The following is a 17861-nucleotide window of genomic DNA, read 5'->3' as shown; positions in this document are numbered from 1 at the left end:
GTCCACGCGAGGGGCGTCATTTAGGTTGGTGACCATGACCGCACCTGTCTCCACCCATGACCTGCGTACGCGTCTTGCCGAGCTCCTCCCGGGCGTCCGATCGGACCTCGAGGCACTCGTCCGGATCCAGTCCGTCAGCGCCGACCCCGACCGCCTTGACCAGGTGGAAGTCAGCGCCCAGGCGACGGCTGACCTCTTCGCTGCCGAGGGGGTCGACGTCGAGATCGTTCGGGCGTACGACGGCGCTCCGCCTGCCGTGATCGGCCACCGTGCCGGCCCGGAAGGTGCGCCGACCGTGCTGCTCTACGCGCACCACGACGTGCAGCCCGAGAACGACCACGCCGAGTGGGACAGCCCGCCGTGGGAGCCGACCGAGCGCGACGGCCGCCTCTACGGCCGCGGTGCCGCCGACGACAAGGCGGGGATCATCACCCACATCGCCGCGCTGCGGGCGTTCGGCGACGAACTGCCCGTCACCGTGAAGGTCTTCATCGAGGGCGAGGAGGAGGTCGGCTCCGACACGCTCCCCGAACTGCTCAAGGCCTACCAGGACCGTCTCGCCGCCGACGTCATCGTGATCGCCGACTCCGGCAACTGGGACATCGGCGTCCCCGCGCTCACCACCTCGCTCCGCGGCCTGGTCCGCGTCGACGTCGAGGTCCGCACCCTCACCCACGCCGTGCACTCGGGCATGTGGGGCGGTCTGGTGCCGGACGCCCTGATCACCCTGTCCCGCCTGATCGCCACGCTCCACGACGACCGCGGCAACGTGGCCATCGAGGGCCTGTTCAGTGGCCCCGCCGCCGACGTCGACTATCCCGAGGCCCGGCTGCGTGCCGAGTCCGGCGCCGCCGCCGGCATCGAGTGGATCGGCGAGGGCTCCGCCGTCGAACGGCTCTGGACCAAGCCCGCACTGAGCATCACCGGCCTCGACGCCCCCAAGGTCGACGGTGCCTCCAACACCCTCGTCCCGGCTGCGCGCGCGAAGATCTCGCTCCGCGTCGCCCCCGGCGACACCACCGAGAACGCCTTGGTCTGCCTGCAGCGCCACCTCGAGGCCAACGTCTCGTGGGGCGCCACGCTGACCACGACGGTCGTCGACACCGGTGAGGCCACGAAGATCGACGCCACCGGGCCGTCGTACGACGCCGCGCGGGCCGCGTTCGCCGAGGCCTGGGACGGCACCGAGCCGGTCGACATGGGGGTCGGTGGTTCGATCCCGTTCATCGCGGAGTTCCTCGAGACCTTCCCGCAGGCCTCGGTGCTCGTGACCGGAGTCGAGGACCCCGACACCCGTGCCCACGGCCCGAACGAGGGCCTGCACCTGGCCGAGTTCGAGAAGGTCCTGCTCGCAGAAGCCCTCCTCCTGCGCAACCTCGGCGCCTCCTGATTCGCCGAGTTGGGGTTTGTCGCGCCCGAGTTGGGGTTTGTGACGCCCGAGTTGGGGTTTGTCGCGCCTGATCAGGAACCGCGGCGCCAGCGCCGACCCGGCGGCGCCGCCGCCGGGTCGGGTGGCAGTGGCTCGGCGCCATTGCCGGAGAACTCAGCCTTGGCCAACTCCTTCAGGGTCCTGACCGGGAAGACACGTGCCTGGGGTAGGTCGGTCAGGCTGCAGGCCCCGGTGAACACCTCGCCGATGACTGCAGGCAGGTCCAGGATCTCCAGCAACCCGGGAATGTCAGCGACCGGGCGCCGGATGAGGGCGCGCAGGTGCACGGCCTGCTGCTGGTCGAGGCCGAACCGCTTGATCAACTCCGCGCCATCGGATTCGCCAAGGCTGAGGTCGGCGGTCACGACGGCGACGAACTCCCGGAGTTCGTGGCGATGCAGTGACGCTGGCTCAATCACGGTCCAGTCCGGTCCCCAGAGCAGGCGCTGGTGGACATCGCCCTTGTGGAGCAGCGCGGCGTGGGTGAACTCTCCGCGCCGCCACAGAACCAGGGCGGGAGATCGGCCGCCTGCCGCCGCGGCGATCTCCCACATCCGGTCGTCGAGGTTCTCGACGAGGTCCGCCTCCGTGGCGCGTCCGTGCCCCGACACGGCCACCCACTCTCCGACGCGTGCCGCGACCAGGGCCCGCTTGCTGCCCGAGGCGTAGCCCGCGAACTGGTGGTCCGACTGATGGGCCAGCACGGCAAGGGAAGCGTGCTCGCCGCCGAGGGCGAACAAGCCGTTCTCCAGGACCTTCTGGCCGTTCCCCAGGTCGAGTTCGGCGCCGACGAGGACTCCGTCGCCGAACGCATCGACCAGAGCATCGTGCACGGTCTTCCAGGGCAGGAGGAAGGCGGTCGCGTCCTGTTCTGCGTCGAAGTACAGCAGCGTCTCGTCGGCCGTGTCGCCGAGAGTGCGAGCGAACACCCAGCCGGGAGCGCCGACGCGGGCTCCGTCGATGACCAGGCCCGTGACATCGAAGGAGCCGATGATCGAAGCGACGCGTGAAACGTCCGCGCCCGCTGCCCCTGACCGAACGGCGAAGCGGATCTCGCTGACCTGCATCTTGTTTCTTGCCACCGGCGGAGCGTAGCGGCGCCGTACGGATGGATCTGGAACACACCTTGGCTCGCGCTCGGCTGGTGACAACGCACAAGTCGAGGGTCACAACTCACAAGTCGACGGTGACAAACCCCAACTCGGGGGAAATGAGGGATCGGGCCCTCGGCCGGTAGGCTCAGCACCGTGTGCGGAGTCTTTGGTGTGTGGGCCCCGGGTGAAGACGTCGCCAAACTGACCTACTTCGGTCTCTATGCCTTGCAGCACCGGGGCCAGGAGTCCGCGGGCATCTCGGTCAGCAACGGGCGGCAGATCCTCGTCTACAAGGACATGGGACTCGTTTCCCAGGTCTTCGACGAGAACACCCTCGCGTCGTTCCGCGGTCACCTGGCGGTGGGTCACTGTCGGTACTCGACGACCGGCGCCAGCACCTGGCAGAACGCACAGCCGACGTTCCGCCCGACGGCTGACGGCTCGATCGCCCTCGGCCACAACGGCAACCTGATCAACACGGCCGAGTTGGCCGAGATGGTCGCCGAGTTGCCGAGCGACGAGGGTGAGCTCGACATTCACGCCCGCAACCTCGAAGCCGCGACCAACGACACCAGCCTGGTCACCGCGCTGCTCGCGCACCACCCCGACCAGTCGCTCGAAGCCCGCGCCATGGAGCTGCTGCCGCAGGTCAACGGTGCGTTCTCCTTCGTCTTCATGAACGAGAACACCCTGTACGCCGCCCGCGACCCCGAGGGCATCCGGCCGCTCGTGCTCGGTCGACTGGAGCGCGGCTGGGTCGTGGCCAGCGAGGACTCCGCACTGGCGACCGTCGGTGCCAGCATCGTGCGCGAGGTCGAACCGGGCGAGCTCATCGTCATCGACGAGGACGGCCTCCGTTCGCACAAGTTCGCCGAGCCGCGCCGCAAGGGCTGCGTGTTCGAGTACGTCTACCTCGCCCGCCCCGACGCCAACATCGCGGGCCGCAGCGTCCACGAGGCGCGGGTCGAGATGGGCCGCCAGCTGGCCCGCGAGTTCCCGGTCGAGGCCGACCTGGTCATCCCGGTCCCCGAGTCCGGCACCCCGGCTGCTGCCGGTTACGCGCTGGAGAGCGGCATCCCGTTCGGCCAGGGCTTCGTGAAGAACGCCTACGTCGGGCGCACCTTCATCCAGCCCAGCCAGACCTTGCGCCAGCTCGGTATCCGGCTCAAGCTGAACGCCCTCGAGCACATGATCCGCGGCAAGCGGATCGTCGTCGTCGACGACTCGATCGTGCGCGGCAACACCCAGCGTGCGCAGGTGCGGATGCTGCGTGAGGCGGGCGCCCTCGAGGTCCATGTCCGGATCTCCAGCCCGCCGGTGAAGTGGCCGTGCTTCTACGGCATCGACTTCGCGACCCGCGCCGAGCTGATCGCCAACGGCCTCGAGCCCGAAGAGATCGCCGCCTCGGTGGGTGCCGACAGCCTCGGCTACATCACGCTCGACGGCATGATCGAAGCGACCGGCCAGCAGGAGAGCACCCTGTGCACCGCCTGCTTCACGGGCAAGTACCCGATCGAACTCCCCGACGAGAGCCTGCTCGGCAAGCACCTGCTCGAAGCAACGCTCCAGCCGAGCACCCACGGCGAAGCACTCCCCGTCTTCAACAACCCCTGACCCTGGCCGGAGAACCATGAACGACAACGCTTACGCCCGCGCCGGAGTCGACATCGAGGCCGCGGACCGCGCCGTCGACCTCATGAAGGAGTGGGTCGAGAAGGCCCGCCGTCCGGAGATGCTCGGTGGCCTCGGCGGCTTCGCTGGCCTCTTCGACGCCTCAGCCCTGCTGTCCTACAAGCGCCCGCTGCTGGCCACGTCCACGGACGGTGTCGGCACGAAGGTCGCCGTCGCGCAGATGATGGACAAGCACGACACGATCGGCTTCGACCTGGTCGGCATGGTCGTCGACGACCTCGTCGTCTGTGGCGCCGAGCCGCTGTTCATGACCGACTACATCGCCACGGGCAAGGTGGTCCCGGAGCGGATCGCCGCCATCGTCAAGGGCATCGCCGAGGCGTGCGTCGAGGCGGGCTGCGCGCTCGTCGGTGGCGAGACCGCCGAGCACCCCGGCCTGCTCGCGCCCGATGAGTACGACGTCGCGGGCGCCACGACCGGCGTCGTCGAGGCCGACGCGCTGCTCGGCGCCAACCTGGTGCGCGCCGGGGACGTCGTCATCGCGATGGAGGCCAGCGGCCTGCACTCCAACGGCTACTCCCTGGCCCGCCACGTCTTCTTCACGCAGGCCGGCTGGACGGTCGACCGCCAGGTCGACGAGTTCGGCCACACGCTGGGCGAGGAGCTCCTCGTTCCGACGCGGCTCTACACGAAGCCCTCGCTGGCCATTGCTCGCGAGACCGAGACGCACGCGATGGCGCACGTCACCGGTGGCGGCCTGGCCAACAACCTCGCGCGCGTCATGCCGCCCGAGCTCAAGGCCACCCTGGACCGCAGCACCTGGACGCCCGGGCCGGTCTTCGACGTCGTACGCAAGCTCGGCAACGTGTCCCAGTCGGACCTCGAGGCCACGCTCAACTGCGGCGTCGGCATGGTCGCCCTGACCGCGCCCGATTCCGTGGATGCGGCCATCGCCCGCCTCGCCGACTTCGGGATCAACGCCTGGGTCGCCGGCGACGTCGCGGCCGACCCGGAACTCAAGGGCACCGTCGAACTGGTGGGCCAGCACCCCGGTTGGTGACCCGCCTGGTGACCCCGTGGGGGACCCGGTAGGTGACGTGGGCCTCAAACCCGACGGATCGCCGAGACCGGAGTACGGGAACACCCACGGGCCATGTAATGTTGTGCCCACGAGACTCAGATTCAGCAGTCCGGGGCCCTGAGGGCTACCGGCCAAGTGTGCGAGGGGGCTGGACCCTATGGGCCGCGGCCGAGCGAAAGCCAAGCAGACCAAGGTCGCACGCGACCTGAAGTACCAGACGCACGAGACCGATCTGTCGGCTCTCGCGCGCGAGCTCCATGGTGAGCCCGCAAAGCGCGAGGTCGTCGAAAAGGTCGACGAGCGCGACGAGTGGTCGGACTACGCCGACCCTCAGCGCGACTGAATCAACTGCGCGAGAGCGTCTTTGGAGCAGATCCGGGGCAGCAAGCTGCCCGGGGGACGCCTCCCGACGCGCTGCCGCGCTGAATCAACTGCGCGTCTGTCAGCCTCACCGGCTGGCGCGCATCACCACGACATCCCCGTGGGTGCCGTAACCGGCGAGCCGTCCGCCTGCGGGCGTGCCGTCGAACGTCACCAGTGACCATTCGTCCTCGGGCCGGGACTCGTCCGGCGCGATGACGGTCGGCCACGGGATGTTCGTGGGGTACGGCGCCTCGAGGGTGCCGATTTCGCGGAGTGCCAGGTCGAAGACCGGGAACCGGCCGCGGGTGGCTCTCGAGTTGTCCCTGCCGTCACTGGCGAGCACGCACCAGTCGTCACCGAGGCGCACGATCGTGGTGCCCTCGGTCGCCGTGCGGTCGGTTGCTGCTCCCCGGAGCGTGAGGTCGTCGAGCGACGGCCCGGCCGCCAGTACGGGGTGGAAGTCGAAGAACTTCCTCGCGCTGACGTAGCCGACCAGCCAGGCACCGGTTTCCGTGCGCACCAGGTGCGGATCCCACACGCCCACGCTCGGCCCGTCGCTCGGCAGCGCCAGCAACCGCGTGGGCAGCAGGTGCTGCCCACGCAGCAGGTCCTGGGTGGACTCGGCCAGCGTGATCTGGACGCGTGCATCGCGCCGCTCGGCCTTGTCGGCCGGGAAGTCGGCCCACGTGCTCGTCGCCACCAGCCACCGCTCGCCGTCGCGCACGAGGTGGGTGGCGTGGTCGCCGAAGCTGCCGGGCCGGTCCGGTCGCCCGAAGAACAGGTCGGCAGTGTGCGTCAGGGCAGTCCCGTCCAGCCGCCAGACCGACGTGTGAGCGGTGCCGAAGAAGCCCGGACCGGCGCTGGTGGCCGTGAACAGCACCGTTCCTTCGTCACGGTACGGCGACCCGTCGGCGTGCGACACGAGCCGGATGTCGCGCAGGCCGAGTTGCCCGAAGCCGCCGGCCGACCAGGCCGCGACGCCGTGGGTCGAGCCTGTCGAGACCCACGAACTGGTGAGTCCGGCCAGCCAGGCGCCGTCGTGGGTGTCGACGATGCCCGCGAGGTCCACCCGTCCGCGCACCAGCCAGGTGTCGTTCTCGAGGGTCAGCGCAGCCAGGTGGGTGCCCGTGAGCGTGAGCGCGAACCGCGAAGGCGGCGCTCCGACGCGGCCGTGTCGACGGCTCCGGTGGTGCGTCTCGGAGCCGCCGACGGCCACCGAGAGCGACACCGAGAGCGACACCGAGAGCGACACCGCGCCTTCGGTGAGGCTGACCCCGAGCGTGGAGCCGTCTGCGCTGGTGAGGGCCAGGGTCGTCGTACCGGGGGCGGAGGGCAGAACCACCTCGATGGCGGCGTACGGCGCCAGGAAGGGCGTTGCTGCGCTTCCTGAGCGTGGTCCCGTAGCGGCGTCGTACTCCTCGCTGACCAACGGGACTCCGACGATCGCCACCGGTCGGTGCCGGGCAATGACCTTGAAGCGGGGGAGCACCCGCTGACTTTAAGCCTGAATCCACCGATGGCTGGCCACTGCGCGACCCATCGGTGGATTCAGGCCAGGGCTCCCCAACGGGCCCCGGGACCGTCATGATCAGCCCATGGCCTTCCCAGGATCCTCCGGCGGCGCCTGGCAGCCGTCCGTCGCCTCGCCGGTCCGCAAGCGGCGCTGGGGACGGGTGCTGGTTGGTTCGCTGGGCCTGCTCCTCCTTGCGCTGCCCCTGCTGGCCGGTGGCCTCGTCGTCGCCATCGCGTCGTCGGCCTGGAACGCCGGTGACCCGGAAGGCGAGGGCCGCGTGCCCGGCAGCATGTCGCTCGACGCGGAGGACGGCCGCAAGTACGTCGTGGCGCTCGGCAACGGGCTCTTCAACGAACCGGGTCGCCGCCGCGGGTTCAACGAGACCGTGGCCACCGACATCCGGTGCACCATCACGCACCCGGACGGCAGCACGGACAAGGTCCGCGGCGACCGGCAGGGCTCGTCGGTCTCGCGCCACAACTACGCCACGGTCGGCACCTTCCAGGGCAAGGGTGGCGAGACGTCCGTGGACTGCACGTCCACGAGCAAGGACCTCTTCGGCGAGGAGCGCGACCTGCCGATGATCGTGCACGACATCAACGGCACCTGGCGCTGGGTGTGGATCGGGTTGTTGATCGCCGGCGCGGTCGTCGGCCTGCTCTCGGGGGCGCTGCTTGCGTCAGGGATTCGGGGCAGCCCGGTGCCCGCGCTCGACCTTCTCCGCTGACCCGCGTCCGACCTTGCGCAGGAAGAACAGAACACCCCCATCGGTCTCCCGACGGGGGTGTTCCTTGCGTGTGGCCAGGGGCGGGGTCGAACCGCCGACCTATCGAGTTTCAGTCGATCGCTCGTACCAACTGAGCTACCTGGCCAGGCAGTCGCACACCTTACCGGAGGGGGTGCCGTCGTACGAAAGCGAGGGCGACCCTGGCGTTCGGCGGACCGGAAGGCGACCGCAGTTGGGTGCTTCGCGCGTGCTCGCACTATGCTGTCCCGGCCGTGCCAGACTCCGGTCTGACGCGGTAGGGCCCCCATCGTCTAGCGGCCTAGGACGTCGCCCTTTCACGGCGGTAGCACGGGTTCGAATCCCGTTGGGGGTACGGCCTGAGTTCGAAGTGGTTCCCGATTGGATTCCGCGGAGAACCTTGGGTTAGAGTTCCACCGCTTCACCAGTAGCAAGTAAGGCCCTGTAGCGCAGTTGGTTAGCGCGCCGCCCTGTCACGGCGGAGGTCGCGAGTTCGAGTCTCGTCAGGGTCGCCAGTACTGCGAGCAGCCCGGTCCGCAAGGTCCGGGCTTCCTGCTTTTTCGGGGCAGGCAAGAATGGCTCCCGTGCCGGTCGAAATGAGCCCCGAGGACTTCGATGCCCTCGTCGACGCCGCCCTCGACGAGATCCCCGAACAGCTCGCCCGGCTCGTGCACAACGTCGTGGTCCTCGTCGAGGACGAGCCGCCCGAGGGCGAGCCCGACGACCTGCTCGGCCTGTACGACGGCGTCGCCCTCACTGAGCGCGACGGCTCGATGGGCGCCCACCTGCCCGACCGGATCTTCCTGTTCCGCGGGCCACTGCTCGACATGTGCGATGACGCGGCGGACCTCGCCAACGAAATCCGGATCACTGTCGTCCACGAGGTCGCCCACCACTTCGGCATCGACGACGACCGCCTGCACGAGCTCGGCTACGCCTGAGGACTATCGCGCGAGAGCGAAGCCCAGGGCGCAGGCGCCGAGGCCGGACAGGATCGTCACGGCCGCGTAGGCGGCGCCGCGGGCCGGCCCCAGGTCGCGGGCCTGGACTGCCAGGGACGAGTACGTCGACAGGCCGCCGCAGAAGCCGGTCCCGACCAGGCCGAGCGCCGACCCGTCCAGGGACCAGCCCACGCAGGCGCCCAGGAGCAGACTGGCCACGATGTTGGCCACCAGCGTCCCGTGATGCCACCGGTCGTCGTACCGCTGGCCGAGCGCGAAGCGCAGCGGGGCACCGACGGCGCCGCCGAGGGCGACCAGCAGCGCGGTCACCATTCGTCCTCCTCGGGCAGCGCCGGCGCGAGGGCTCCCACAGCGGTCACCGCGACGAGGCAGGCCGCGAGAGTGCCGAGGAGGTAGGCGGCAGCCAGTCCCGTGCGGCCGTCGGCCAGGAGGGCGCGCCCTTGCTCCGAGGTCGCCGAGAAGGTGGTGAAGCCTCCCAGCACCCCGGGGCCGAGGCCCGCGGCCCAGGCTGCGGAACGCCGGGCCAGGGGGAGCAGGAGCAGGCCGGCCAGCAGTGTGGACCCCACGACATTGATCGCGAACGTGGTCCACGGGAACCCGGAGCCGTCCGCGACCGCCTCGCCCGCGCCGAAGCGGAGCAGGGACCCGACGGCGCCACCGGCTGCCACGGCGAGAAGCAGCCGCGGCGGGGGAGTCATGCGGCGATGTTAGGGCAGGGATCAGAGCGCGCGGGACGGTGCGCCGGAGCCGGCGTTGCCCTGCCAGGACACGGGCGGTGCGCCGGCCGACTGGCGGCGGAACTCGCCGAGGAACCAGATCTGGAACGCACGCTGCTCGGGCGTCCGGGGCGCGGTCAGCAGGCGCTTGGCGCGGCTGAAGTCGTCGGCGGCGTCGAGCAGGTCGACGAGCCCGCCGATCTGGCGCGCGGCCTCTCTCGGCATCCGGAGCCGGAGGTCCACGGCGGCGTGGCCGTCCGCGTGAGCGGTGTCGACCTGTTCGCGGCCCATGTTGGCGCGCAGCGGGCGCTCGAGCGCGTCGAAGTGCTCCGACAGCACGCGGGCCAGCGGGTAGTCGTCCTCGTGAGCGAGGGCCAGCAGGCGGATCTCGCGGCGCAGGTCGCGGTGGTGGCGCTGGAACTGCCCGAACTCGCGGACCGGCACCCCGTTGATCTGGACGGCGACCTCGCCGACGCGGGTGTGCTCCTCGGCCATCGGCGCGAAACTGTAGGTGAGTTGGTACGGCGCCCCGCCGGTCTCCGAGAGCTCGGTCGCGGGCTCGAACCACACGGCCTTGCCGTCCTCCTCGATCTCGGCGCCCCAGGCGACCGAGGCGCGGGCCACGATGTCGAGGCCACGGCCGACGGTGGTGAGCGTCAGCAACTGCTCCTCGTCGAGGGCGTCGAACATGTCGAGGTCGAAGGCATCGAGATCGAAACCGCCGGCTCGGGTCACGGGCTGCGGAGCGACCGTGGTCGCGTCGTGGACCTCGAAGCGGGGGTGCTCGGTGGTGCCGCGCAACTGGGTGCGGATCGGCCCCTCGGCGTGCAGGACGGCGTTGGTGACCAGTTCGGAGATGGCCAGTTCGGCGCAGTCGATGAGCTCGTCTCGACCGATTTCCCGGCACGTCTGCACCGCCCAGCGGCGCGCGTCGTGGACGCTGCGCGGCCCGGGGGCCAACTCCAGTGTCTGCCGGTGCTGCACGGGTGAACCTTCCACTGCGGTTTCATTGCCCGAGGTTTGCGTTTGTCGGTCCGTGAGGTGCCGATCCCGAAGGCGATACCCCGTTGAACACGCAACTAAACCAACAGAGTTCTCGGGATTTGGTGACGCCGCTCGACAGACTGTGACCGACCAGACGATGCCCACGTGTTGGGACGTGCGGCCCAAACCCGGAAGAATGCGCGACAGAGGGTCATCGAAGAGGCGTCACAAGCGTCCAGGAGGAAGCCATGGCAGCAGGCGACACCACGCCAGAGATGTCGGATCGTGCGATCGTGCGCAGGTCTGACCGCCACCAGGTCGTGATCATTGGCTCCGGATTCGGTGGCCTCTTCGGCACCAAGGCGCTCCGCAAGGCCGACGTCGACGTGACCATGATCGCGAAGACGACCCACCACCTCTTCCAGCCGCTGCTCTACCAGGTCGCGACCGGCATCCTCTCCGAGGGCGAGATCGCCCCGCCGACCCGCGAGGTCCTGGCGAAGCAGGAGAACGCCCAGGTCCTGCTGGGGACGGTCACGACCGTCGACCTCGAGAACCGCCTGGTCACCTCGCACGTGCTCGGTCGCGAGATCGTGACGTCGTACGACTCGCTGATCGTGGCGGCCGGTGCCGGCCAGTCCTACTTCGGCAACGACCACTTCGCCGAGTTCGCGCCCGGCATGAAGAGCATCGACGACGCCCTCGAACTGCGCGGCCGGATCTTCGGCGCCTTCGAGATGGCCGAGCTCGGTGCCTCCCGCGGCGAGAACGTCGACCACCTGCTGACGTTCGTGGTCGTCGGCGCCGGTCCGACCGGTGTGGAGATGGCCGGCCAGATCGCCGAGCTCGCCCACCGCACGCTGACCCGCGACTTCCGTGCCATCAGCACCCGTACGGCGCGCGTCATCCTCGTCGACGCGGCGCCCCAGGTGCTGCCGCCGTTCGGCGCCAAGCTCGGCAAGTGGACCCAGGAGAAGCTGGAGAAGCTCGGCGTCGAGGTCATGCTCGGCGCTCTGGTGTCGCAGGTCGACGAACGTGGTCTTGTCGTCAAGTACAAGGACGGCACCGAGAAGCGCATCGACGCCGTGGCGAAGGTGTGGGCTGCTGGTGTCCAGGCGAACGCGCTGGGCAAGCAGCTCTCCGACCAGACCGGCGCCCCGCTGGACCGCGCCGGTCGGATCGCGGTCAACCCCGACCTGACGCTCCCGGGCTACCCCGAGGTCTTCGTCGTCGGCGACATGATCGCCCTCGACAACCTGCCGGGTGTGGCCCAGGTGGCCATCCAGGGTGCGAAGTACGCCGCCAAGGAGATCGACGGCCGACTCAAGGGCAAGCCCGCGCAGTCGCCGTTCAAGTACTTCGACAAGGGCTCGATGGCCATCATCAGCCGCTTCCGCGCGGTGGCCATGGTCGGTCGACTGCGCCTGACCGGTGTCATCGCCTGGCTGATGTGGCTGGTCGTCCACCTCTTCTACATCACCGGCTTCAAGAACCAGTTCACTGCCGTTCTCCACTGGCTGATCTCGTTCATCGGCACCGGCCGCTCGGAGCGGACGTCGACCGAGCAGCAGATCTTCGCCCGCGTGGCCCTGCAGCGCCTCGAGCGCGGTGCGACGGACCTCGTGTCCCAGCCCGGTGAGTTCGACGACGCCGAGCGTCGTCGCGCCGAGCTCGAGGAGCAGGCCGCCGAAGAGACTCGCCTCAGCGACGAGAACAAGCGTGGTGTGAAGGTCTGAGGCCCGCGCGTCTCGAAACCCAGTCGGTCACGAACAAGATGGTGCGGCGACGGGTCACTCGAAGATTCTGAGCCCGCGGATGGGTTCGCCGCCCGCTTCGGCGGCAGCCAGGGCCTCGCGGACGCGGCGCGGCAGGATGAAGACACCTTCGGCCTCGGCCGTGACGCCGTTCGGGCCGATGATGTGGCCCTTGGCCCACGTCTTCACGCCCTCCTGGCGTTCGACCCACGCCTCGCAGCGCAGGTCGCCCAGCGGCGTGCCCTGGCGGTAGACGATCGTCAGGGTGCCCGTCATCCCGGGACGCCCGGTCGTTCCGACCGCGTGGCCCAGGACCTGGTCGAGAACCATCGACACGACGCCGCCGTGGACCAGTCCCGGCGGGCCCTCGAAGGCAGCACCGCAGTGGAAGTCTGATTCGACGCGTCCCTCGGAGGACGTGGTCGTGAGGGTTGGAGCCATCGGGTTGCGGACGCCGATCACGGGGTTGCCCCACGGGCGACGCCGTCCGGCCGGCTGGTGGGCGACACCGAGGGTCGCGGTCATCTGCTCCTTGCGGAGACGGGCGACGATCTCCTCGATCTGCGCGGTGGCCGCGATGATCTCGTCCTCGTCGACCGTCGTACGAACGCTCACGTCGATCAGGTCGCGCACGGCCTGCGTGTACGGCGCCCACATCTGGATCTCGCGGTTGAGCGACTCGTCGTCGGACTCGTCGTCGATCGTGAACCAGTTCATGCCCTTGAGGGTAGAACACGTTTCACTTCTGCGGGGCGTGAGTCCCGTTACCTACCGGCTCTCGGCGTAGGCGTCGCTGATGGCGTAGCCGTCCTCGTCGACAGCGCCCGGCCGCAGCTCTGGGCGCAAGCGGTAGAGCGCGGTGGTGAACCAGTGCGGGTCGACCATCGAGGAGTTGATGACCACCAGCGGCATGCCCTTGCGCTCGATCAGCACCGTCCAGTGGCGGTGGCCGGGCTCGCCGACGATGGCGATGGGCGTGTAGGTGCTGCCCACGTCGACCAGTTCGACGTGGCCGCCGCGCTCGATCGACAGCTTGCCGCGGCGGATGGCCATCTTCGTGGTCGTGCAGCCCGCGCGGACCGCCCAGATCACGAGCGTCAGGAACGCCAGGGTCCCGGCGATGCCGAGCGCGGCGACCGTACGGTCCTGATAGGCGACGTACGACGTCACGGCCGTCGCCGCGAGGGCGGCGGCCAGGATCAGCGACAGCACCTTGCGGGCCGTGCCGCGGGCCGGGAAGTCGGCGTCGGTGGTGGCGTGGTTGGCGTTGAGGTGTTCTTCGGGTTCGGTCCACCGGCTCTGCTGGACCTGAGGGGCGGCGGTGGTGCGCACGGCCGGCTCCACGGGGACGGCGGGCGCCTCGGTGGCATCGGCCACGGGGGCCGTGCTGGCCGAAGAGGCAGGTCGCGTCACACGGACGGTCGGACCTCGATCGGAGCGGGGACTGGAGGTCGGCTTGGCCGGCTTGGCCGGCTTGGCCGGCTTGGCCGGCTTGGCCGGCTTCTCGGCCTTGGGCTCCTTGGCTGCCTTCTCCGGCTTGCCTGCCTTCTCCGGCTTGGCGGACCTGGCCTTCGACCTGGTGTCGCGTCGCGGCGCCTCGGTGGGGCTGTGGAGGGCCTCGACGACCGACCGTCCGGCCGCCGTGGTGTCGACGCTCGGGGTGCGGTGGTCGACGTCGGACTCGTCCTCCACGCCGAGCGCAGCGAGGACCGAACGGCCCACGGAGGTGCTGTCCGGACCGGACGGAAGGGTGGGCGTCACGAACTGCTCAGGGGCGGGCTCGACCCGGGCCGTGGGGCTGGCCGCCGCCGGCGCAGGTGCTGTCGCGGTCGCCAGGCCACCGCCGCCGCGAGGTGCCCCGATGACCCGGGCGTCCTTCGCGTAACTGGCGCGTTTGTTCAACCAGGCACGAATAGTTTCTGTGTCCGGTCCGAACTCGTCATTACTCCCCATGACAGAGTCCTCCCTTCCCTCTCCCACGGTCGAGCGTACTCCGCAAGAAGTTCTTCGTCTTGGGTTCGAAGGACCTCTCAACATGGCCCGTTGTGACTAGATGGACTGGTCCTTCGCCGGCGTCGCGGGCCGGGTAGATTGAGAGCGGTTCCCATTTTCTGGAGGTGAGTGATGTCCGAGATCGACGAGCGACCGAGCACATTGCGCCCGACGCGACAGCGCCTGGCCATCACCGATGCCCTGCGGGCCGGGGTCGACTTCCAGAGCGCCCAGGAGATCCACGACAGCCTGCGGCACGCGGGGGAGAAGGTCGGCCTGGCGACGGTCTACCGGACCCTCCAGGCGATGGCCGACGCGGGCGACGTCGACGTACGCCACAACCCGGCGGGCGAGACGACGTACCGCCGGTGCAGCACCTCGCACCATCACCACCTGGTCTGCCGCTCTTGCGGTCGGACCGTGGAGATCACCGGATCGGCCGTGGAGAAGTGGGCACACTCCATCGGCGACGAGCACGGCTTCATCGACGTGAGTCACACCGTCGAACTGGTGGGTCTGTGCGCGGAGTGCGCCGCGCTGCCCGCCAACTGACGAGCAATCTGGCAAAACTGGCACTCGGTAGGCCCCGTGGGACTCGAACCCACAACCAAGAGATTAAAAGTCTCCTGCTCTGCCAATTGAGCTAGGGGCCCCACGGGAGAAACCGCAGGTCAGCGCGGGTTTCGAGTACCATGAGGTATGGCTACATGCCGCCACGTAGGCTGTCATGTTGGCTACACACAGAGGAGAGTCTAGTGGGCGACCGACGGATTCGTGGCGAGGGCAGCATCTACCAGCGCGAGTCCGACGGGCGCTGGGTCGGTGTCGTGGACATGGGATGGGTCGCGGGCAAGCGCGTTCGCCGCACCGTGACCGCTCCGACCCTCAGGGAGTTGCGGCCGAAGTTCAAGCGCCTGAAGCAGCTCGTCGACTCGGGTGTGCTTCCCGATGACGCGACGGTCGAGCAGTGGATGACGCACTGGCTGGACCATGAGGTCGATGGCAAGCTGAGGCCCACGACCGCCGCTGGCTACCGTCGGAACGTCGACAAGTGGATCATCCCTCACCTCGGGAAGCGGCGACTAGATCGACTCCGACCCGACCACATCAAGGCTCTCTACGCGGCGATGAAGGACGCGGGCAAGAGCGACGCCACGAGGCGCCAGGTCCACGCGATCCTGAGACGTGCCCTGGTGATCGCCGAGCGAGAGCAGCGGATCCCGTTCAACCCGGCGGCGAAGGTCGACCCGCCGCCGGTCGGCAAGGGGTCGCACGGCAAGTTCACCCTCGAGCAGGCCAAGACCATCCTGAAGGCGCTCGATCGGCCCGACGTCTCGACGTCACGCTGGGCGTGCGCACTGCTGGCCGGCCTCCGGCAAGGCGAGGCGCTCGGCCTGCGCTGGGAGGATGTGGACTTTGATCGCGGAGTGCTCGTCATCAGGCGATCCATCCAACAGGTTCCGCATCAGGGCCTGCAGGTCCTCGCGCTCAAGTCGGAGAGCTCGTATCGAGCAGTCCCGATGGTCATGCCGGTGCGCGAGGCGCTCTGGGCGGAGCGCAAGGACGACGGGTACGTCTGGGGCGGCGAGCGGCCGACGGCGCCTCGAGGCGATTGGGCGGAGTGGAAGAGACTGCTCCGCCTGGCCGACGTACCAGACCGTCCGCTTCACGCCGCTCGAGCGACGACCGCAAGTCTCCTGATGGAGGCTGGGGTCTCAGAGAAGATCATCGCCGAGATCCTCGGTCACTCGCAGGTCATCATCACCCGAAAGCACTACCTGCATGGCGACGACAGGATGCGGCTGGATGCGATGGATCGGCTCAACGAACTCCTCTCGGGCGAGGTCGAGTAGCCCAAAACGACAGAACCGCCGCCCACCCGAAGGTGAGCGGCGGCCATCGTCGCTGTGAGCCCGAAGCTCTGGCGGCGTTCTCGGGTGCGCAGGTCAGTACCCGCGCCAGACGTGAACGAGCAGTCCAACAGCGCCACCGGCCAGCAGCGGCATGGCGACCTTTCGCGGCACGTACTTGCGGGTGGTCGAGCAGATGGTCGGCAGCCCGACGAGGTGGCAGGCGACGTTGAAACCGAGGGTGCCGGCGAGCGGCAGCCAGGGGTTCACAACTCCACCCAGTTGCCAGCGTCATCGCGCCACGCAACGCCGACCGGCCCGTGCGTCCCGTGCCCATGCGTCGCAGCCATGACGTCAGCCGGACAGGTGGCGCCTTCGATGTGGATCGTCCGCCCCGAGTCGACGACCACCCACTCGCGCATGGCTACTCGCCGTCGAGGTGCTCGAGGTTGATGCGGCCACTCAGCCCACCGCGTGCCACGTTGATGAGCACCGACAGGACCGCGCCACCGAGGGCATAGCCGCCGATGGTGGACCAGTCGAAGGTCAGCGCGTTGGCGGTGACGGTCTCGCCACCGATCGCCAGGATGGCTCCCTGAGCGGCGGTGACTGCGGCCCGGTCGATCAGGTCGCGGGTTCGGTCGTTGATCTTCACGGTTACCTCCGGTAGTGGTCGACGAAGTGCGGCAGCGCGGAAGGCTTGCCGTCGAAGTTGATGAGCGTGGTCGTGAAGCCAGCCCGAGACGCCCGAGCGAGACCAACCCGCCAGTTGAACCCGGCGAGCATCTTGATCTGGACGTGTCGCTGCCAGTCAGGGCCCCAGTTGCGCTTGGCCGCTCGAGCGAGGCGGTTGAGCATCCGCTGCGTGGGCACGAACTTCAGTTCGAACTCGATCCCCGGTACGCCGAGGTCCCTGCCGAGAGAGATCGCGGCGCCGGCACTCTTGATGCGGCGCCCGTTCTTGGTGCGCAGTCGGGCGATGCGGGCGAAGGTGATGCGGCGGAACGGGAGCGCGACCCGTCGCCCGGCCAGCGTGAAGCCCTCGCGCTTGGGGTAGGCCCAGTGCGTGCCGATGAAGATGCCGTCGCTGGACATCTGCAGGTCGCGGTCGATCCACATGCCGAGCCGCGCGGCCTCGCGCATCCCCTGGTCGTCGTTGCCCTCGGCGTAGGGGTGGCTCTGGTGGTAGATGCGCCGCCGCAGCCGGGTAGCCATCGTCAGCCGTCTGCCTTGACGGCCGCGATGATGCGCTCGACGTCAGCGTCGTCGCCAGCAGCGTTGGCCTTGATGAGCGCCACGATCGCCAGCGTGTTCCGCTGGACTCGGGCGTCGATGCGCTTCTCGCTGGCCGCGACAGCCGCCGTGAAGCCCTTGGCGAGCCGCTCTTCCTGTTCGGGGGTCATCTCGTCCTCTTCCTGTTGGTTGGCCCACTCGATGCCCTGACGCCACGTGCGCAGGGGCCAGTGCACGTCCTTGCGCGGGCCGTTGTCCGGTTCGCCGCGGTTGTCGTACAGCGGGCCGGTGCCGTCTCGACCCGCGTTGAGGTCAGCGACCTGTGGTTGCGCGATCGTGTTGTGCGGGCAGCCGTTGAGCCGGATGTGGCAGTGGTAGTTGTTCGCCCACCAGCGGTTCCATGCGGCGCCGCCGCAGTTACGTGCCTTGCGCAGCTCGTCTTCGGTCAAGACTCCGCAGTCGACTGATCCCCCGCCCCTGTGGAAGCCAGCGCTGGCTGGCGCGTCACCTATG

The 17861-nt window shown here is 69.2% G+C and carries 21 protein-coding genes and 4 tRNA genes; 11 read left to right on the top strand and 14 right to left on the bottom strand.

From position 1 onward, the window contains the following. Positions 1 to 34: 34 nt before the first annotated feature. Positions 35 to 1390 (top strand): dipeptidase, encoded by a 1356-nt coding sequence (locus HRC28_RS24345; RefSeq protein WP_182377924.1) that lies wholly within the window; start codon positions 35 to 37, stop codon positions 1388 to 1390. 71 nt (positions 1391 to 1461) lie between these two features. On the opposite strand, the gene HRC28_RS24340 is transcribed toward HRC28_RS24345, so the two are convergent. Continuing rightward, positions 1462 to 2511, bottom strand: a complete 1050-nt coding sequence (locus HRC28_RS24340) for a hypothetical protein (RefSeq protein WP_182377923.1) — start codon at positions 2509 to 2511, stop codon at positions 1462 to 1464. A gap of 165 nt (positions 2512 to 2676) precedes the next feature. Between HRC28_RS24340 and purF the strand changes: the two genes are divergently transcribed. The 3 genes from purF to HRC28_RS24325 all read left to right on the top strand — a co-directional run bounded on the left by purF (position 2677) and on the right by HRC28_RS24325 (position 5579). Continuing rightward, the gene (gene purF / locus HRC28_RS24335; RefSeq protein ID WP_237111633.1) at positions 2677 to 4137 is read left to right on the top strand and encodes an amidophosphoribosyltransferase; all 1461 of its coding nucleotides are present in this window, start codon (positions 2677 to 2679) and stop codon (positions 4135 to 4137) included. A gap of 16 nt (positions 4138 to 4153) precedes the next feature. Next, positions 4154 to 5215: a phosphoribosylformylglycinamidine cyclo-ligase gene (gene purM, locus HRC28_RS24330; protein ID WP_182377922.1), complete on the top strand. Its 1062-nt coding sequence runs from the start codon at positions 4154 to 4156 to the stop codon at positions 5213 to 5215. Positions 5216 to 5393: 178 nt separating this feature from the next. Beyond that, positions 5394 to 5579, top strand: coding sequence for a DUF3073 domain-containing protein (locus tag HRC28_RS24325; protein ID WP_182377921.1), 186 nt, complete (start codon positions 5394 to 5396; stop codon positions 5577 to 5579). Between the two features lie 105 nt (positions 5580 to 5684). On the opposite strand, the gene HRC28_RS24320 is transcribed toward HRC28_RS24325, so the two are convergent. Next, entirely contained in the window at positions 5685 to 7088 is a 1404-nt protein-coding gene (locus tag HRC28_RS24320; protein WP_182377920.1) for a hypothetical protein, read from the bottom strand. A gap of 106 nt (positions 7089 to 7194) precedes the next feature. On the opposite strand from HRC28_RS24320, the gene HRC28_RS24315 reads away from it, so the two are divergent. Beyond that, positions 7195 to 7839 carry a hypothetical protein gene (locus HRC28_RS24315; protein ID WP_182377919.1) on the top strand — a complete coding sequence of 215 codons (645 nt, stop codon included), beginning with the start codon at positions 7195 to 7197 and terminating at the stop codon, positions 7837 to 7839. A 71-nt stretch (positions 7840 to 7910) separates the two neighbouring features. Here the strand turns inward: HRC28_RS24315 and HRC28_RS24310 are convergent. Next, positions 7911 to 7984, bottom strand: a tRNA-Phe gene (locus HRC28_RS24310). A gap of 155 nt (positions 7985 to 8139) precedes the next feature. Here HRC28_RS24310 and HRC28_RS24305 point away from each other — a divergent pair. The 3 genes from HRC28_RS24305 (at position 8140) to HRC28_RS24295 (ending at position 8798) form a co-directional block, all read left to right on the top strand. Next, positions 8140 to 8212: transfer RNA gene (locus tag HRC28_RS24305), tRNA-Glu, on the top strand. 83 nt (positions 8213 to 8295) lie between these two features. Further along, positions 8296 to 8372, top strand: a tRNA-Asp gene (locus HRC28_RS24300). 69 nt (positions 8373 to 8441) lie between these two features. After that, complete coding sequence (locus tag HRC28_RS24295) at positions 8442 to 8798, top strand: metallopeptidase family protein (protein ID WP_182377918.1); 357 nt, start codon at positions 8442 to 8444, stop codon at positions 8796 to 8798. Between the two features lie 3 nt (positions 8799 to 8801). Here HRC28_RS24295 and HRC28_RS24290 read toward each other — a convergent pair whose 3' ends face one another. From HRC28_RS24290 to HRC28_RS24280, 3 genes are read right to left on the bottom strand one after another with little or no spacing between them, the layout of a single operon-like run. Continuing rightward, the gene (locus HRC28_RS24290) at positions 8802 to 9131 is read right to left on the bottom strand and encodes a CrcB family protein (RefSeq protein ID WP_202033171.1); all 330 of its coding nucleotides are present in this window, start codon (positions 9129 to 9131) and stop codon (positions 8802 to 8804) included. Beyond that, positions 9125 to 9517: a CrcB family protein gene (locus tag HRC28_RS24285; protein ID WP_182377917.1), complete on the bottom strand. Its 393-nt coding sequence runs from the start codon at positions 9515 to 9517 to the stop codon at positions 9125 to 9127. Before HRC28_RS24285 ends, HRC28_RS24290 begins: the two co-directional genes overlap by 7 nt. A gap of 21 nt (positions 9518 to 9538) precedes the next feature. Next, the gene (locus HRC28_RS24280) at positions 9539 to 10519 is read right to left on the bottom strand and encodes an ATP-binding protein (RefSeq protein WP_182377916.1); all 981 of its coding nucleotides are present in this window, start codon (positions 10517 to 10519) and stop codon (positions 9539 to 9541) included. A gap of 248 nt (positions 10520 to 10767) precedes the next feature. Here HRC28_RS24280 and HRC28_RS24275 point away from each other — a divergent pair, with 248 nt between their 5' ends. Then, on the top strand, positions 10768 to 12255 hold the full coding sequence (locus HRC28_RS24275) for an NAD(P)/FAD-dependent oxidoreductase (protein WP_182377915.1): 1488 nt from the start codon (positions 10768 to 10770) through the stop codon (positions 12253 to 12255). Between the two features lie 54 nt (positions 12256 to 12309). Here HRC28_RS24275 and HRC28_RS24270 read toward each other — a convergent pair whose 3' ends face one another. Together HRC28_RS24270 and HRC28_RS24265 are read right to left on the bottom strand one after the other, a co-directional pair. Beyond that, positions 12310 to 12990, bottom strand: a complete 681-nt coding sequence (locus HRC28_RS24270; RefSeq protein WP_182377914.1) for a PaaI family thioesterase — start codon at positions 12988 to 12990, stop codon at positions 12310 to 12312. A gap of 51 nt (positions 12991 to 13041) precedes the next feature. Then, entirely contained in the window at positions 13042 to 14226 is a 1185-nt protein-coding gene (locus HRC28_RS24265; RefSeq protein WP_182377913.1) for a hypothetical protein, read from the bottom strand. A 171-nt stretch (positions 14227 to 14397) separates the two neighbouring features. Between HRC28_RS24265 and HRC28_RS24260 the strand changes: the two genes are divergently transcribed. Beyond that, positions 14398 to 14817 carry a Fur family transcriptional regulator gene (locus HRC28_RS24260; protein ID WP_182377912.1) on the top strand — a complete coding sequence of 140 codons (420 nt, stop codon included), beginning with the start codon at positions 14398 to 14400 and terminating at the stop codon, positions 14815 to 14817. A 28-nt stretch (positions 14818 to 14845) separates the two neighbouring features. On the opposite strand, the gene HRC28_RS24255 is transcribed toward HRC28_RS24260, so the two are convergent. Then, a tRNA-Lys gene (locus HRC28_RS24255) sits at positions 14846 to 14918 on the bottom strand. Positions 14919 to 15020: 102 nt separating this feature from the next. On the opposite strand from HRC28_RS24255, the gene HRC28_RS24250 reads away from it, so the two are divergent. Beyond that, positions 15021 to 16118, top strand: coding sequence for a site-specific integrase (locus HRC28_RS24250; RefSeq protein ID WP_182377911.1), 1098 nt, complete (start codon positions 15021 to 15023; stop codon positions 16116 to 16118). Positions 16119 to 16211: 93 nt separating this feature from the next. Here the strand turns inward: HRC28_RS24250 and HRC28_RS24245 are convergent, their stop codons facing one another. From HRC28_RS24245 to HRC28_RS24225, 5 genes are read right to left on the bottom strand one after another with little or no spacing between them, the layout of a single operon-like run. After that, entirely contained in the window at positions 16212 to 16385 is a 174-nt protein-coding gene (locus tag HRC28_RS24245) for a hypothetical protein (protein WP_182377910.1), read from the bottom strand. Then, positions 16382 to 16537, bottom strand: a complete 156-nt coding sequence (locus HRC28_RS24240) for a hypothetical protein (protein ID WP_182377909.1) — start codon at positions 16535 to 16537, stop codon at positions 16382 to 16384. The genes HRC28_RS24245 and HRC28_RS24240 overlap by 4 nt, the downstream gene beginning before the upstream one ends. 2 nt (positions 16538 to 16539) lie before the next feature. After that, a complete protein-coding gene (locus HRC28_RS24235; protein ID WP_182377908.1) occupies positions 16540 to 16770 on the bottom strand; it encodes a holin in 231 nt (76 codons plus the stop codon). A 2-nt stretch (positions 16771 to 16772) separates the two neighbouring features. Beyond that, complete coding sequence (locus tag HRC28_RS24230; protein WP_182377907.1) at positions 16773 to 17330, bottom strand: hypothetical protein; 558 nt, start codon at positions 17328 to 17330, stop codon at positions 16773 to 16775. 2 nt (positions 17331 to 17332) lie between these two features. Beyond that, positions 17333 to 17797, bottom strand: coding sequence for a hypothetical protein (locus HRC28_RS24225; protein ID WP_182377906.1), 465 nt, complete (start codon positions 17795 to 17797; stop codon positions 17333 to 17335). Positions 17798 to 17861 lie beyond the last annotated feature (64 nt).

The organism is Nocardioides sp. WS12 (assembly GCF_014108865.1).
GTDB lineage: Bacteria > Actinomycetota > Actinomycetes > Propionibacteriales > Nocardioidaceae > Nocardioides.
The sequence above is the reverse complement of the archived record's forward strand: the minus strand, read 5'-3'. Positions and strand labels throughout refer to the sequence as shown.

Coding starts and splice junctions, on each gene's coding strand:
- purM (WP_182377922.1), top strand. CDS start 4,154: ATGAACGACAACGCTTACGCCCGCGCCGGAGTCGACATCGAGGCCGCG.
- HRC28_RS24285 (WP_182377917.1), bottom strand. CDS start 9,517: ATGACTCCCCCGCCGCGGCTGCTTCTCGCCGTGGCAGCCGGTGGCGCC.
- HRC28_RS24315 (WP_182377919.1), top strand. CDS start 7,195: ATGGCCTTCCCAGGATCCTCCGGCGGCGCCTGGCAGCCGTCCGTCGCC.
- HRC28_RS24325 (WP_182377921.1), top strand. CDS start 5,394: ATGGGCCGCGGCCGAGCGAAAGCCAAGCAGACCAAGGTCGCACGCGAC.
- HRC28_RS24240 (WP_182377909.1), bottom strand. CDS start 16,537: ATGCGCGAGTGGGTGGTCGTCGACTCGGGGCGGACGATCCACATCGAA.
- HRC28_RS24260 (WP_182377912.1), top strand. CDS start 14,398: ATGTCCGAGATCGACGAGCGACCGAGCACATTGCGCCCGACGCGACAG.
- HRC28_RS24290 (WP_202033171.1), bottom strand. CDS start 9,131: ATGGTGACCGCGCTGCTGGTCGCCCTCGGCGGCGCCGTCGGTGCCCCG.
- HRC28_RS24275 (WP_182377915.1), top strand. CDS start 10,768: ATGGCAGCAGGCGACACCACGCCAGAGATGTCGGATCGTGCGATCGTG.
- HRC28_RS24345 (WP_182377924.1), top strand. CDS start 35: ATGACCGCACCTGTCTCCACCCATGACCTGCGTACGCGTCTTGCCGAG.
- HRC28_RS24270 (WP_182377914.1), bottom strand. CDS start 12,990: ATGAACTGGTTCACGATCGACGACGAGTCCGACGACGAGTCGCTCAAC.
- HRC28_RS24230 (WP_182377907.1), bottom strand. CDS start 17,330: ATGGCTACCCGGCTGCGGCGGCGCATCTACCACCAGAGCCACCCCTAC.
- HRC28_RS24265 (WP_182377913.1), bottom strand. CDS start 14,226: ATGGGGAGTAATGACGAGTTCGGACCGGACACAGAAACTATTCGTGCC.